The 14,408-nt window shown below is 70.0% G+C and carries 15 protein-coding genes; 5 read left to right on the forward strand and 10 right to left on the reverse strand.

Annotated elements, in window-relative coordinates; all coding sequences use genetic code 11:
• Positions 1–14 precede the first annotated feature (14 nt).
• Together AC2EWF_RS08045 and AC2EWF_RS08050 are read right to left on the reverse strand one after the other, a co-directional pair.
• A complete protein-coding gene (locus tag AC2EWF_RS08045) occupies positions 15–167 on the reverse strand; it encodes a hypothetical protein (RefSeq protein WP_483638836.1) in 153 nt (50 codons plus the stop codon).
• Complete coding sequence (locus AC2EWF_RS08050) at positions 164–2,248, reverse strand: prolyl oligopeptidase family serine peptidase (RefSeq protein WP_483638837.1); 2,085 nt, start codon at positions 2,246–2,248, stop codon at positions 164–166. Before AC2EWF_RS08050 ends, AC2EWF_RS08045 begins: the two co-directional genes overlap by 4 nt.
• Positions 2,249–2,450: 202 nt before the next feature.
• On the opposite strand from AC2EWF_RS08050, the gene AC2EWF_RS08055 reads away from it, so the two are divergent.
• Both AC2EWF_RS08055 and AC2EWF_RS08060 read left to right on the forward strand, forming a co-directional pair.
• Positions 2,451–4,904, forward strand: coding sequence for a S9 family peptidase (locus AC2EWF_RS08055; protein ID WP_483638838.1), 2,454 nt, complete (start codon positions 2,451–2,453; stop codon positions 4,902–4,904).
• 57 nt (positions 4,905–4,961) lie between these two features.
• Positions 4,962–5,519, forward strand: coding sequence for a DUF2059 domain-containing protein (locus AC2EWF_RS08060; protein WP_483638839.1), 558 nt, complete (start codon positions 4,962–4,964; stop codon positions 5,517–5,519).
• A gap of 23 nt (positions 5,520–5,542) precedes the next feature.
• Here the strand turns inward: AC2EWF_RS08060 and AC2EWF_RS08065 are convergent, their stop codons facing one another.
• The 8 genes from AC2EWF_RS08065 to AC2EWF_RS08100 all read right to left on the reverse strand — a co-directional run bounded on the left by AC2EWF_RS08065 (position 5,543) and on the right by AC2EWF_RS08100 (position 11,816).
• Positions 5,543–6,376 (reverse strand): TlpA family protein disulfide reductase, encoded by an 834-nt coding sequence (locus AC2EWF_RS08065; RefSeq protein WP_483638840.1) that lies wholly within the window; start codon positions 6,374–6,376, stop codon positions 5,543–5,545.
• Between the two features lie 10 nt (positions 6,377–6,386).
• Positions 6,387–7,151, reverse strand: coding sequence for a sulfite exporter TauE/SafE family protein (locus AC2EWF_RS08070; RefSeq protein WP_483638841.1), 765 nt, complete (start codon positions 7,149–7,151; stop codon positions 6,387–6,389).
• Positions 7,151–7,582: a protein tyrosine phosphatase family protein gene (locus AC2EWF_RS08075; protein WP_483638842.1), complete on the reverse strand. Its 432-nt coding sequence runs from the start codon at positions 7,580–7,582 to the stop codon at positions 7,151–7,153. The genes AC2EWF_RS08070 and AC2EWF_RS08075 overlap by 1 nt, the downstream gene beginning before the upstream one ends.
• Complete coding sequence (locus AC2EWF_RS08080) at positions 7,579–8,532, reverse strand: c-type cytochrome (protein ID WP_483638843.1); 954 nt, start codon at positions 8,530–8,532, stop codon at positions 7,579–7,581. Before AC2EWF_RS08080 ends, AC2EWF_RS08075 begins: the two co-directional genes overlap by 4 nt.
• Positions 8,529–9,170, reverse strand: a complete 642-nt coding sequence (locus tag AC2EWF_RS08085) for a c-type cytochrome (RefSeq protein ID WP_483638844.1) — start codon at positions 9,168–9,170, stop codon at positions 8,529–8,531. The genes AC2EWF_RS08080 and AC2EWF_RS08085 overlap by 4 nt, the downstream gene beginning before the upstream one ends.
• A gap of 10 nt (positions 9,171–9,180) precedes the next feature.
• The gene (locus AC2EWF_RS08090; RefSeq protein WP_483638845.1) at positions 9,181–10,119 is read right to left on the reverse strand and encodes a molybdate ABC transporter substrate-binding protein; all 939 of its coding nucleotides are present in this window, start codon (positions 10,117–10,119) and stop codon (positions 9,181–9,183) included.
• A gap of 160 nt (positions 10,120–10,279) precedes the next feature.
• Positions 10,280–10,837, reverse strand: coding sequence for a DsrE family protein (locus AC2EWF_RS08095; RefSeq protein ID WP_483638846.1), 558 nt, complete (start codon positions 10,835–10,837; stop codon positions 10,280–10,282).
• 106 nt (positions 10,838–10,943) lie between these two features.
• A complete protein-coding gene (locus AC2EWF_RS08100) occupies positions 10,944–11,816 on the reverse strand; it encodes a helix-turn-helix transcriptional regulator (RefSeq protein ID WP_483638847.1) in 873 nt (290 codons plus the stop codon).
• A 287-nt stretch (positions 11,817–12,103) separates the two neighbouring features.
• Between AC2EWF_RS08100 and AC2EWF_RS08105 the strand changes: the two genes are divergently transcribed.
• The 3 genes from AC2EWF_RS08105 to AC2EWF_RS08115 all read left to right on the forward strand — a co-directional run bounded on the left by AC2EWF_RS08105 (position 12,104) and on the right by AC2EWF_RS08115 (position 14,406).
• Positions 12,104–12,367 (forward strand): hypothetical protein, encoded by a 264-nt coding sequence (locus AC2EWF_RS08105; RefSeq protein WP_483638848.1) that lies wholly within the window; start codon positions 12,104–12,106, stop codon positions 12,365–12,367.
• A gap of 73 nt (positions 12,368–12,440) precedes the next feature.
• Positions 12,441–12,899 carry a MarR family winged helix-turn-helix transcriptional regulator gene (locus tag AC2EWF_RS08110; protein ID WP_483638849.1) on the forward strand — a complete coding sequence of 153 codons (459 nt, stop codon included), beginning with the start codon at positions 12,441–12,443 and terminating at the stop codon, positions 12,897–12,899.
• A 34-nt stretch (positions 12,900–12,933) separates the two neighbouring features.
• Positions 12,934–14,406, forward strand: a complete 1,473-nt coding sequence (locus AC2EWF_RS08115; protein ID WP_483638850.1) for an efflux transporter outer membrane subunit — start codon at positions 12,934–12,936, stop codon at positions 14,404–14,406.
• The last annotated feature ends 2 nt before the right edge of the window (positions 14,407–14,408 follow it).

Consider the following 14,408-nt stretch of genomic DNA (forward strand, 5'->3'; position numbering starts at 1 on the left):
GGTGTTCCGGCAAATCAAGGAGCATCGACGATGGTGGCAACGGACTGCGGCTGCAAGGGGCTGTCGAGTGCCACTTCCCGTTCCGGCGGCAACGGAATGCCGGCCGCGTCGTCCGCGGCATCGTGCTTGCGCGTGCATGCCTGCAGCACGCCCGGGCGACCGCTCAATGCGCGGCCTCCAACCCCAGTTCCTGCGCGAAGAACGTCAGCATCAACGCGGTGTTGCCCACGCGCTGGGAGAACGGTGCGCCGATGCCGTGGCCGGCATTCATGCGGGTGAGCAGCAGGATAGGCCGGTTCGACGTGGTGGCGCCCTGCAGCGCGGCGGCGAACTTGCGCGACTGCCACGGCGCCACGCGCGGATCGTTCGCCCCGGTGGTGAGCAGCACGGCGGGGTAGGCGGTATCCGGCTTGACGTTCTGCAGCGGCGAATAGGCCAGCGTGGCCTTGAACTGCGCCGGATCGGCCACGGTGCCGTACTCGGACACGTTGTAGGCGCCGTTGGCGAACTCGGTCTCGTGGCGGATCACGTCGTAGATGCCGACCATGCCCACCACGGCGCGGTAGTCGCCGGGATGCTGCACGATCTGCGCGCCCATCAGCAGGCCGCCGTTGCTGCCCCCCAGCGCGCCCAGGTGGCTGCGGTCAGTCCAGTGCGTGTCGACGAGCGCCACCGCGGCCGCGTGGAAGTCGTCGAACACGTTCTGCTTGGCGAGTTTCTGACCCTGCTGGTGCCACAGCTCGCCGTTCTCGTTGCCGCCGCGGATGTTGGCGAACGCCAGCACGCCGCCGCGCTCCAGCCAGGCCAGCTCGGGGCCCACGAAATGCGGCGCGACCGGAATGTCGAAGCCGCCGTAGCCGTAGAGGATGGTCGGCCGCATGCCGTTCGGCGTCACCCCCCTCATCGCCAGCACGGTGACCGGGATCTTCGTGCCATCCTTCGAGGTGCCGTCGATCCGGTGCACCTCCACCTTCGAGTAGTCGGCGGCGGCCTTCACCTCGAACACGGTCTTCAGCGACCCGGTGCGGGCGTCGTACTCGACCCAGCGCGAAGGCAGGGTCCAGCCGCCGTAGCCGATCAGTGCACGGTGCTGGCCCGCCTCGCTGGCGATGCCGCCGATGCCGATGCCCTGCGCGGGCAGCGGCAGGCGTCGCACGAATTTCGCCGCGCGGTCGTACTGTTCCACCCACCAGTCCGGACCCCGGCTGCGCACCGCGAGGAAGCCATCGGCGACCGGCGCCACGTCCTGCAGCGCCCCTTCGCGCTGACCCAGCACTTCGTGCGTCGCGCCGCCCGCCTCCACCGCGAGCAGCTTGCCGCGCGGCGCACCGGCGAAACTGGCCACGAACAGGCGCTGGCCTACCCAGTGGGCGAAGCGCACGTCGGCGGCGGCACCCAGCACCTTCTTCCACCGCGCGCCTGCGCGCAGCCATACCACGGCCGGCCCGCCGTCGCCCGCGTTGGCAAGCACGGCCAGCTGCTTCGCGCCGGGCGAGCAGAGCAGGCGATATTCGGCGACCCGGGAAAAATCCTTGCCGAACACCACCGCGTCCTTCGCCGCCGGCTCGCCAAGCACGTGGTGCACCAGTGCGGCATCGAACTGCACGACGTCTTTGCCCGCCGGGGGTGGCGGGAAACGCACGTAGGTGAAGCCGCGCTCGTCCGCATCCCAGGCCAGGCCCTGCGGCGTGGTGCCGCCGCCGGCCCAGGGCAGGGCATCCGCACGGGCGTTGCCGGTCTGCACGTCAAGCACGTGGAGGGTGGTGAGCTCGCTGCCGCCCTCGGCGGTGCCGTAGGCGAGATAGCGCCCGCTGGGCGAGGGCCAGTAGCCGGTGATCGCGGTATTGCCGCCGTTCGCGTTGAGGTCCACCAGCACGCGCGCCGGGCCATCCGGCCACTTCTGCGCGACCAACTGCGGCTGCGGCTGCGGCGGCGTCTCCTGCAGGTAGAACAGCATGCCGCCGGCCAGCAGCGGACCGGAGCGGGTGGTGGAGGTGATCGCCAGCTCGCGCACCCGCGCATTCATTGCCTTGCCGTCCGGCATCGCACCCAGCACATGCTCGGTATAGGCGTTCTGCGCCTTGATCCAGGTTTCCACCACGGGATCGGCGGGGTTCTCCAGCCAGCGCCAGGGATCGGGCACGCGCACGCCGTGCAGCGTGCTGGCGGTGTCGTGCCGGGGCGTGGCGGGCGGGAGCGGCAGGCTATCGCCGATCAACGGCACATTTTTGCGAACCGGCTTTGGCATCTGTGCGGCAACCGGTGCGGCCGCGACGGCGACAGCCATCAGGACGAGGGGCAGCATGGCACGCATGGGGAAACCTCCGTCGCATGGAGCGGCCTGCGAGCGTAACGCCGCCCGGTCCGCGACGCACCTTACTTCCGGCATGGCACGCCGCTGCGCAAGGCACGCTCCATTATGCTTGCCGCTTTTGCCGCGAGGTACCTCCATGCGTCGACTGCTGCTTGCCGGCCTCGTGGCCTTCGCCGTGCTGCCCGCCGCGGAGGCCGGCGCCCCGGCGGCACCGGCCCCCGCCGGGGCGCCGCTGGATCTGGCGGCCATCATGGCCAGCCCCGACTGGATCGGCCACGCGGTGGAGAACCCGTACTGGAGCGTGGACGGCCGCAGCCTGTACTACGCGCTGAAGCGCGACGGCGACAGCGTGCGCGACTTTTATCGCGTGAACGCGGCCAGCGGGGCCAGCAGCAAGCTCGATCCCGCCGCGATGGCGAAAGCGGACGGCCCCGCGGTGTACGACCGCAGCCACGCGCATGCCGCCTACATCCAGCACGGCGACGTGTTCCTGGTCGATCTCGCCAGCGGCCGCCGCGTGCAGGTGACGCGCTCGCCGCAATCGGAATCTTCGCCGCAGTTCTCCGCCGACGGCCGCATGCTGCAATTCCGCGACGGCAACGACTGGTACGGATACGACCTCTCCAGCGGCGTCGCGTCGCCCGCCGCCATCCTGAAATTCGCCGACGACCCGCAGGCAAAGAAGCCCGACGCGCTGGAGCGCCGGCAGCTGGAACTGTTCAGCACGCTGCGTGAACTGAAGGCCGACCGCGACGCGCAGCGCATGCAGCAGCAGGCGCTGGAGGCGGCCGACCCCGGCCGGGCGCCGCAGCCGTTCTGGTTGGGGGACAAGGTCAGGGCGGTGGATACCGAGCTGTCTCCCGACGGTCACTGGATGCTGGTGATCACCGAGCCCGCGCACCGTGACGACGGCAAGGCGCCGGGGGTGGTCCACTACGTCACCGAGTCCGGCTACACCGACGTGCAGAAAGCGCGCGAGTATGTGGGCCGCAACGATCCCGCGCCGCAGTCGCTGCTGCTGCTCGACCTTTCCGCGCACAAGGTGTGGCCGCTCGCCACCGACGCCTTGCCCGGCATCAAGGACGATCCGCTGAAGGCGATCCGCGAACAAACCGTCGCCGCGCTGGAAAAGGCCGGCCATGCCGACGAGGCCAAGGCCCTAAAGGCGCCGGCGGTGCGCGCGGTCACCATCGCCAACAACGGCAGCGGCGGCGGCGTCGTGTGGAGCGAGGACGGCAACCAGGCCGCCGTGCAACTGCGCGCGATCGACAACAAGGACCGCTGGATCGCCAGTGTCGATTTTGCGCGGCACGCGCTGGTGGCCCAGGACCGCCTGCACGACAACGCATGGATCAACTGGAGCTTCAACGATTTCGGCTGGCTGAAGGATGGCCGCACGCTGTGGTACCTCAGCGAGGCCAGCGGGTGGTCGCGGCTCTACCTGAAGCCGCTGGACGGCAAGGCGAGGGCGCTCACCGACAACACCCGATTCGAGGTCAGCCAGCCCACGCTCAGCCCCGACGGCAAGTGGTTCTACCTGCTGGCGAACCGTGTCGCGCCGTACAGCTACGACGTGTACCGCGTGCCGGCGAGCGGCGGCGAACTGTTCCGCGTCACCCAGTACGAAGGCGTGGACGGCTACACCTTGTCGCCGGATGGCGGCCAGCTCGCCGTGCTGCATTCGGCGCCGTACATGCTGAGCCAGCTCGCCGTGCAGCCGGCCGGCGGCGGCGCGGCGCGCGAACTCACCGACACCATGAAGAGCGCCTTCACCGCGCGCGCGTGGCTCCAGCCGCAGTTCGTCGAGGTGCCTTCGTCGCACGGCGCAGGCTCGATCCACGCGAAATACTACGGCCCCGCCAACGAAACCGACGCACCCGCCTCGCGCCCCGCGGTGATCTTCGTGCATGGCGCGGGCTACCTGCAGGATGTGTCGAAGCAGGAGACCTACTACGTCCGCGAGCAGATGTTCCACAACCTGCTGGTGCAGCAGGGCTACGTGGTACTGGACATGGACTACCGCGGCTCCGCCGGCTACGGCCGCGACTGGCGCACAGCGATCTACCGCGACATGGGCCACCCCGAGCTGGAAGACCTGCTTGACGGCAAGGCCTGGCTGGTCAAGCACCACGGCGTGGACCCGAAGCGCGTGGGCATCTACGGCGGCAGCTACGGCGGCTTCATGACCGAGATGGCGCTGCTGCGCGCGCCGGGCGAATTCGCGGCGGGCGCCGCGCTGCGTCCGCCGGCGGACTGGGCCACCTACAACCACGAGTACACCTCGAACATCCTCAACGACCCGCAGCTCGACCCCGAGGCTTACAGGACCAGTTCGCCGATCGAATATGCGAAGAACCTGCAGGATCCGCTGCTGATCGAGCACGGCCTGATCGACGACAACGTGATGGCCAGCGATTCCATCCGCCTGTACCAGCGCTTCGTCGAACTGCACAAGAAGAACTTCTGGATCTCGCTGTACCCGCTGGAGCGGCACGACTTCAAGCATGCCGACGACTGGTACGACGAATACCGCCGCATCGACGAGTTGTTCGATACCTACCTGAAACCTGCGGCACCTGCCGCGCACTGAGCACGCGAGCCACCCTGCCGGCGGCTCGCCTTCCACCCAAGCACAAGGAGAGTACCCATGCGTCTGATCACCCTCGGCCTGGTCGCCGGCTTCCTCGTCTGCGGCTCGGCCGCCGCGGCCACGTCGACCAGCCAGCCCCCCAGCGAGACCTCGATCCAGCAGCTGCTGCAGGTGACCCAGGCGCACAAGATGCTGGACGCCATGCAGGTGCGCCTGGACGGCATGATGCGGAAGGCCAGCGAACAGGCGCTGGCCGGGCAGCCTGCCGATGCCGGTGAGCAGAAGATCATCGACGCGCAGACGGCCAGACTGAGCGCGCTGATGAAGAGTCAGCTGTCGTGGAGTTCGATGGAGCCGATGTATGTCGACATCTACCGCAAGACTTTCACGCAGAAGGAAGTCGACGACATGATCGCTTTCTACAAGTCGCCTTCGGGGCAGTCGATGGTGGCGAAGACGCCGGCCGTGATGGGCCAGGCCATGGAGAATGTGCAGATCAAGATGGCCACCCTGATGCCGCAACTCCGGCAGATCTCCGAGGATACGGCGAGCCAGCTCAAGGCCTACGAGGCAAGCAAGCAGAACGCGGCGGCGCCTGCCGCCAAGGCCAAGTGATGCCGGCTGTGCCGGCGGGGCTTTCAGCGCGGGGGTGACACGACCGGCGGCCCCGGCTGCGGCGCGATGCGCCGCAGCCGGTCGGCCAGGGTCGCGCGAGAGAGCTCGCCCATCTGCTGGTCGCGCAATATGCCGTCGGCGTCCAGGAACAGCGTGGCGGGATAACCGCGTACGCCGTAATGGGCCGACATATCGAGGTTGCCGTCGATCAGCATGTGGCGCGGGGCCAGGTTCTCCCTGCGCAGGTAGGCGGCCACGACGGCTGCGTTCTCGCCCTGGTCGACGAAGGCGAACCGCACCTGCGGCAGTCGGCGCTGCGCCTCCACCAGCATCGGCATCTCGCTGCGGCAGGGCCCGCACCAGGTCGCCCAGAGATTGATGACCAGCGGCCTGCCGCGCAGCGATTGCAGTGGCACCATGCGCCCTTCGAGATCGCGCAGCACCACGGCGGGCATGGGCGGTCGCGCCGCCTCGCGAAGCAGCCGCGCCGTAAGCGTGGAGAAACCCCAGGCCGCCACGCCCGCCACGGCACCCGCCGCCAGCGCCTTGCGCAGGGCCGGCCGGCGCCAGCCGATCAACAGCGCCGCCAGCGCGAGGCCGACCAGCCCGGCCACGGGATCGAAACCGCCGTCGCGCAGGTTGAGGATGTCGAGCGGCTGCTCGAAATACTGCCGCCGCCAATCCAGCACGTAGGCCAGGCGCGCCAGCAGCAGGCCGGCGATCAGGGCCAGGTACACGGCGGCACCGGCGTCGGGCAGGCCGCGCTTGCGCAGGAAACCGGTGGTGGCGAGCGCCGCGACCAGGCCGAACAGCAAGGCGATCAGTCCGGCGGGAAAGGCGAACGGTCCGAGATTCATGCCCGGCGCATCAAGGATGCAGGTTGCGCACCAGCATGTACACGGCCACCGCCACGATGGCCAGCGCGAACACCAGGTTGAGCACGCCGCGGGTGCGAGCCAGCCGCCGCGCGAGGTGGGTGCCGAACCAGCCACCGGCGATACCGCCGGCCACGAACAGCCCAGCCACGCGCCAGTCGACCAGGCCGGAGGCGGCGTAGTTGATCGCCGTGGCGGAGGCGAACGCGCCCACCGCGACCAGCGAGCTGCCGATCGCGGCGATGATTTCCATACCGCTGGCGAAGATCAGCCCGGGCACGATCAGGAAGCCGCCGCCGATGCCGAAGAAGCCGGCCAGCGCGCCCGCGCCGAAGCCGGTGGCGCCCAGGCGCGGGAACAGCCGCGGCTTCGGCCAGCCGCCGTCCGCGCCGCTGCGCCGGCCGCGCAGCATCAAGGCCGCCACCACCAGCATCAGCAGCGCGAAGAGCAAGAGCAGGTGATGGCCGTCCACGCGCTTGCCCAGGCTGGAGCCGGCGAACGCACCCAGCACGCCAGCGGCCGCGAACGCCAGTGCGGCCGGCCAGCGCACGTGGCCGGCGCGCGCATGCGGAATCAGGTTCGCGTAGGCATTCGCGCCCACCGCCACCGCGCTGGTGCCGATCGCGAGGTGCGGATCGGGCAGGCCCACCACGTACAGCAGCAGCGGCGTGGCGAGGATGGAGCCGCCGCCGCCGATCAGCGCCAGCGAAAAACCCACCAGAGCGCCGCAGGCCAGCGCCAGCAGATCGGCCAGCATCAGCGCGACGCGTCCGGCGCGCGACGCAGCACCGCGGGATCGAGCGCGTAACCCGCGTCGGCGGCGAGGCCCGCGATGCTATCGGCGTCCAGCGCGCCTGCCATCGCCAGCGCCCACAGATGGATCGAGCGCGTACCGCTGCGGCAGAACGCCAGTACCGGCGCAGGCAGCGTGCGCAGCGCCTCGGCGAACGCGGCCACGTCGGCGTCGCGCCACTGGCCGGAGACGACGGGCACATGGCGCCACGCGAGGCCGTGTGTTCCCGCCGCTCGCGCCAGCTCGACGCTGTCGGGCTGGTCCACCGCCTCGCCGTCGGGGCGGTTGCAGAGCAGGCTGCGCCAGCCCTGCGCAGCCAGCGCGGCGATGTCGTCCGCATCGAGCTGGCCGGCCACGCCGAACGCGGGCGTGAGGCGATGCACCGGCGTGCTCATTTCGACGGCTCGCTGCCGAGCAGGTGGCCGTTCACCACGGTGCCGTACAGCGACATCGGCGTGTCGTGGTACTTCGCCCGCGTGGCGGCGACGTCGCCGGCGTAGCGCGGATCCTGCGGGCGCTCGTGGGCGTCCATGTACATCGCCACGTCCCAGGCGTCCTGGTCACTCAGCGTGCCGCCGCGGCTGAACGGCATGTTCGCCTTGATGAAGGCCGCGGCATTGTCGAGCTGGTGCATGCCCGCGCCCCAGTTGAAGGACTGCGCGCCCCACAGCGGCGGGAACACGTTGCGCCCATCGGCTTGCTGACCCTGGCCGTCGGCACCGTGGCACAGCGCGCAGTTTTTCGCATAGACCGCCGCGCCGCGCGTGTAGTCGGGCGGCCGCGGCGGCTTGAAGCCTTCCTTGGGATAACCCGCGCCGGCCAGCTTCACGCCCGTGGGCGCGCCCTTCGACAGCCACCACGCATAGGTTTCCAGCGCCACGATGACGTCGCTGTCCAGCGGCGGCGCCTTGCCATTCATGCTGAAGCGGAAGCAGCCCTGCAGGCGCTCGCCGAAGCTGTTCACGCGCCCGTTCTTCTTGCGGTACTGCGGATACACGCCCCATGCACCCCACAGCGGCGCGGAGTTCGCCAGCCGGCCGGCGTCGAGGTGGCAGTTGCTGCAGCTGAGGCCGTTGCCCACGTACTCGCTCGCGTGCTCCCTGGTGTCGGTGAAGATGGCGCGGCCCCGACGGATTTCGTCGCCCAGCGGGCCGGCGGGAATCGCCGACTCGGGCGGCGGCGTGAACGCGGGTTCCGCGGCCGGCCTGGACGCGGCCCCGGCGGTTTGCACCGCGCTGCTTGCCGCGGCCGACGCGTCATGGGTTGTTGCTGGCGCCTCGGGCGCCTGCGGCGTGCACGCGGCGAGCGCCAGCACACCGAGCAGCAAGATCGGCAGATGCTTCATCGCCCGCCCTCCCTGGCCGGCGGCGGCTGCGCGGCGAACCAACCCGCCACGGCGTCGACTTCCTGCGGCGTGAGCTGCTTGGCGACATACTGCATCAGCTGCAGGGGATCGTTGCGCCGGGTGCCTTGCTGCCACGCCCGCAGCTGCGAGGCGATGTAGGCGGCGCTCTGGCCGGCCAGCGGCGGGAAGTTCGCGCCCACGCCCATGCCGCCAGGCCCGTGGCAGCGCACGCAGGCCGGCAGGCCACGGCTCCAGTCGCCTCGCGTGGCCAGCGTCGCACCGGCGGCGGCCGGCGCGGCGACGGCATGTGCGGGCACCGGCAATGCGCTGTAGTACTTCGCCAGGGCCGCTCGCTCCTCTTCGCTGAGCGCGCTTGCGTTCGGCTGCATCACCGGATTGCTGCGCGCGCCATTCGCGAAGTCGTCGAGTTGCCGCTGGAGATAGGCGGCATCGAGGCCGGCGAGCCGCGGATAGCCGTTGATCGCCATGCCGCCGCCGTCGACGCCGTGGCAGGCCATGCAGGGCGCGGCGCCCTTGCCGTTGCCCTGTCGCACGATGGTCGCGGCGTCGGTGGCCACGGCGGCGAACGGCAGCGGGGCCAGCGCCAGGGCGATCAGGAGTTGCGGCAGGCCAGGCATCGCAGGTCCCTCACTTCGGCGGCTGGAAGCCGTACTTGCGGTAGATCGCCTGCGCGACCGGACTCTGCATGAAGGCGAGGAAGTCCTTCGCCGCCTGCGGATGCGGGGCGGCCTTCATGCGCGCGGCGGTGTAGGTGGCGGTGACGTTCTGGCTGGCGGGAATCGCCACCGTCTCGACCGGGTGGTGCAGGATCTGCTGCTGGAAGTACGCCTCGGTGGACCACACCGGCGCCGCATCCGACTCGCCCTGCAGCACGCGCAACGGCGACTGCCGGTGGTGGATATGGGTGAGGAAGGTGCTGCCGTCCTGCACCTTGGTCACCATGATCGTGCGGTCCAGCGCCTCGCCGCCGGCCTTGCGGTAGCCGGCCTCGATCTGCTTCGCGATGCCCTCCCATGCAGGGTTCGGCATGCTCACGCGCACGTCGGGGCGGCCGAGGTCCTGCAGCCCTTCGACGTGCTTCGGGTTGCCCTTCGCCACCAGGATCGCCAGCGGGTTGCGCGCGTAGTCGGCGGTGGCGGCGAACCAGCCGTGCGCCTTCTGCAGGCGTTCGACCGAACCCTTGCCAGCGGTGAAGATGTCCGGTTTCAGCGCCAGGCGTAGGTTGCCCATCACCAGCGTGCCGCCCTCGATCTGCTTGGCCAGGATGCCGGGCGGCAGCGTTTCCACGAACACGCGCCGGTACTCGGGGTGCGCCTGCCTGAACGCAGCGACCAGGTCGTGCACCACCATGAACTGGTTGCCGGCGAAGAACACAGTGAGCTGCGGATCGACCACGTCGCCATGCAGGTCGGCAATGGCGTCGAACGGTGGGACGCTGAATTGCAGGCCTTCGGGTGGTGGGTTCCACGGCGGCAGGTAGTCAGGTTTCGCTTTGTCAGCGGCCTGGACGGTGACGCATAGCGCGGCGAGTGCGAGGGCAATCATCCACGAGTGCTTGTGCTTCATCGGTATTCCCCAAGAGCAAGAGCGCGTGCTTGATGCCAAAAAAGTGCGTCCTGCACCTTTTTGACTCGCCGAGGCCGGTGAATCCGGCCTCGGCTCCGTTCGACCAGGCGCGTACCGCGCCTGGTCGACGTCGGGCCGCCCATGGCCCGGCTGATGCCCCTTACAGGGGCATCAGTGCGTAGCCCTGCTGCTGCAGCTCGGTGATGGTGGTGAGCGCGGACAGCGCCACCGGCACGTCCTTCGCCACCCAGGTGTTTTCGAAATGGTTCTCGACCACTGCCTGCCCGCACACCGCCACCGTGACGCCCGCCTTGCGCAGCTGCGCGATCGCGGCCAGGTTGGGGTTGGCCACCCCGAATTTCGCGCGATAGTGCGCGTCGTCCAGCACCAGCGCCGTGGCCGGACCGTAGGCGATCGCGACGAACTTCAGGTGGTCGAGCGGTACGCCCGAGGCGGCGTACAGGTTGACCGTGCGCGCCACGCGCTCCAGCGCGGGATTGACCTGATCGGGCTTGTCGCTGGACTTGGTCATCGCGAACACCACCTTGTAGACGGCGTTGCGGTCGGGCAGGAAGGCCGCGTGCGGCACCGGGTGGAACGCGCCGGCGGCGGTGATGGCGGGTGGCGCCGGGTTGTCTCCCGCCATGGCGGCGGCGGGCAGCAGGCCGAGCGCGAGCAAACCCGGTACGAACAGGCGTGACAGCATCGGGCGGAGCATGGCGACCTCGATTGGTGGCGGCGCGGATGGGCGTCGGCGCATGCTAGGCCTGCCCGCCGCGATAAGCCAAGACGTTTTTGATGATGGCGACGATAAGCCGGCCTGATCAGGCCGGCTCGCGCTCCGCCGCGCCGGCGTGGTGCTGGCGGCGCGCGATGCGCGCAAAGCTGGCCGCGGTCGCCGCGTCTTCGGGCACGAAGAAGAACGCGGTGGCGCCGCTGGCGGTGCCGTCGGCGTCGCGCAGCGGAAAGCGGTTGGAATGAACGCGCAGCTCGCCGAACTCGGGGTGGCGGAAGTGCGCAATCCAGGCCGCCAGCGGCGCGATGTGGTGGCGTTGCCACAGCGCGCGGAAATCGGGACTGGCCGCGGCGAGCGCCTCGATCAGCGCGTCGAAGCGCGGATCGTCGGGATGTGCCGCATGGTTCACGCGGAAGATGCCAAGCAGGTTGAGCATGCCCGGCTCGAAGCAGGGCTCGTACAGGCGCCGCCGCGCCGGATTCATGAAGGCGTTCCAGAGGTGGTTGCCGGCGAAGCGGCCGCGGAATTCACCGAACTGGTACAGCCGCTCGGCCATCGCGTTCCAGGCCAGCAGGTCGAACACCGGATCAAGCACGAAAGCCGGCGCCTGGTAGAGGTCCAACACGCCTTGCACCGTGGGCGGCAACGACACGTGGTTGCGCACCGGCTCCGCGCGCGCCAACCCGGCCAGCGAGAACAGGTAGGCCTCATCGGTGGCGTCCAGCTGCAGCGCCCGCGCGATGCGCGCGAGCGCCGCGGCGGACACGTTGATCGCGCGCCCCTGCTCCAGCCACGTGTACCAGGTGACCCCCACTTCGGCGAGCACGGCCACTTCCTCGCGGCGCAGGCCCGGGGTGAGCCGGCGCCCGCCGCGCGGCAGGCCCAGCGTCTCGGGCGCGAGCGCGGCGCGGCGGGCGCGCAGGAAGGCCTTCAGCTCGGAGCGTTGCCGGGAATGCTGCATGCGGTGGCGTCGGGTGGTAGTGGGAATACCAGCAGCGGGAACTGTCTCCCCAGGATGCCGGTGCGGGTTCTATGGTGAGGCTACTACCCGGTTCCAACGGATGTCCCGGCCCGTCCGTCATGGACGGCACCTGCCGGGCCGGGACATCCCGCGGCTGCGTGCAACGCGCAGCCCCTCCGGCCTCCTCGCGTCCCGCTCCCCGCACGCTCCGGATGGAAGCGCCGCCCGTGCCGCCGGTAACGTCGAGGCCACCTCCCACGTCCCTGTTGCGAAGAAAGGAGAGCGACATGTCGTTGCTGATCACCGACGGCGAAGCCACCAGCCGCGAGCTGGCGGAGACCGATGCGCTGACCGATTTCGTGGTCCACGCGCAATTGATGCTGGACCCGGCCACGCCCGAGCCGGTGCGGCGCGCAGCCGAGCCGCGACTGCTCGCCCTGCTGCCCGCGCTGGAGGCGCTGGGCGTGTTCGACCTGTTCGCGATCCGCGACCCTGCGCTGGCCGAGATGCTGCGCGACGAACTGGAGGCACGCCGGCGGCGCCGGAGCTGATCTTGCCGGGACAAAATTCGACGCACACATATTTGCCTTGACAAATATATTTTTGGCAATAGAATGCGCGTCCATGAACACCGAGTCCATCGCCTTTTCCAGCCCGCGCGAGAGCCTTGGCGTCCTGCTGGGCCTGGTGCGCGCCGAGATCGTGCGCGCGATGGAGGCCGAGATCGCGGCCAAGGGCATGGAACTGAAGTTCACCCAGTTCCTGATACTCAAGCGGCTGGCCCGGCAGGGTCCGATGGGTGCCACCGAGCTCGCCCGCTCGGTCGAGCTGGACGGCGGCGCGATGACCCGCCAGCTCGACCAGCTCGAACGCCGCGGCTACCTGCGCCGCTGTCCGCATGCGCAGGACCGGCGCGCGCTGCGCATCGAGCTCACCGACGAAGGCGATGCGTTGTGGCGGCAGCTCAACGGCTGCAACGAACACGTGCTGGCCGCCGCCCAGGCTTCGCTGGACGACGAAGAGCGTCACCGCCTGCACGACTACCTGGAGCGCGTGCTGCACGCGCTGCGCAACAAAGACTGATTCCACTCCTCACCTGCTTCGAGACCGAAAGCTCATGCGTCTGCATCTCATTGCGGCAGCGGTCGGACTGACCCTCGCGCTGGCCGGTTGCGCCAGCAGCGGCGGCCTGCATCCGGACGGCACGCCGATAGCCCCATCCGCGCTGAAGTCCTCGCACAGCCTGGCGACCGTGCCGGTCGGCGCGGCGTGGCCCGCCGCCGACTGGTGGACCGGCCTCGGCGATCCCCGGCTCGACGCCCTGATCCGCGAGGCGCTGGCCGACAATCCGTCGCTGGCCATCGCCGACGCACGCACGCGCCAGGCGCAGGCCATGGCGGGCATGGCCGACGCCGCGCGCCAGCCCAGCCTCAACGTGGGCGGCAGCGTGGCCGAGGCGCGCATCCCGACCACCGTGCCCAGCCTGGGCAGCGGCCACATGGCGCCGGCCAAGTATGTCTACGGCAGCTTCAAGTGGGACATAGACCTGTGGGGCGGCAAGCGCGCCGCCTGGGAAGCGGCGGTGGGCCAGGTCCGCGCCGCCGAGGTCGACGCCCGCGCCGCGCGCATTGAGCTCTCGGCCAACGTGGCGCGCGCCTACGTGCAGCTGGGCTATGCGTACACACAGCAGGATCTGGCCAGGGCCGAGCTGCAGCGCGCCGACGAATCGCGCAAGCTCACCGCGCAGCGCGTGGCCGCCGGCATCGACAACCGGATGCAGCTGCGCCGCGGCGATGCCGAAGTGGCCAGTGCCCAGGAGCAGCTGGCGGTGGCCGCACGTGCGATCGACGCCGCGCAGTCGACGCTGTCGGTGCTGCTCGGCAAGGGTCCCGACCGTGGCCGCGAGATCGGACGCCCGCAGCCGCTGGCACCCGCCACACTCGCGGTGCCGGCCGACCTGCCGGTAGACCTGGTCGGCCATCGCGCCGACCTGGTGGCCGCACGCTGGCACGTGGAAGCCGCCGGCAAGGACATCAAGGCCGCGAAAACCGAGTTCCTGCCCAACCTCAACCTGGGCGTGATGGCCGGCCTGATCGCCGTGGGCGGCGAGGACTTGTTCCAGTTGCCCGCGCGCTTCTACAGCGTGGCGCCGTCGGTCAGCCTGCCGATTTTCGACGGCGGCCGGCTGCGCGCCAACCTGTCCGGCAAGGACGCGCAGTACGACCTCGCGGTGGCGCAGTACAACCAGACCCTGGTACGCGCGATCAACGAGGTGGCCGACGACGTCGACGCACTGCAATCCCTGCAGCAGCAGGCCGCGGCACAGCAGCGCGCGCTGGCCGCCGCGCAGGATGCCTGGCAACTCGCCGACCAGCGCTACCGCGCCGGCGTGGGCAGCTACCTCGAAGCGCTCAGCGTGCGCCAGCAGTTGCTGGTGGCCGAACAGCGCATGGCCGCACTCAAGGCGCAGCAATCCGATCAGTCGGTGCTGCTGATCCAGGCGCTCGGCGGCGGTTACCGCCCCACGCACGGCCAGCAGCCACCGGCGACCGCCGCATCCGTTTCCCCCGCATCCGCACATCATTCCTGAGG

The organism is Rhodanobacter sp. sgz306013 (assembly GCF_057031145.1).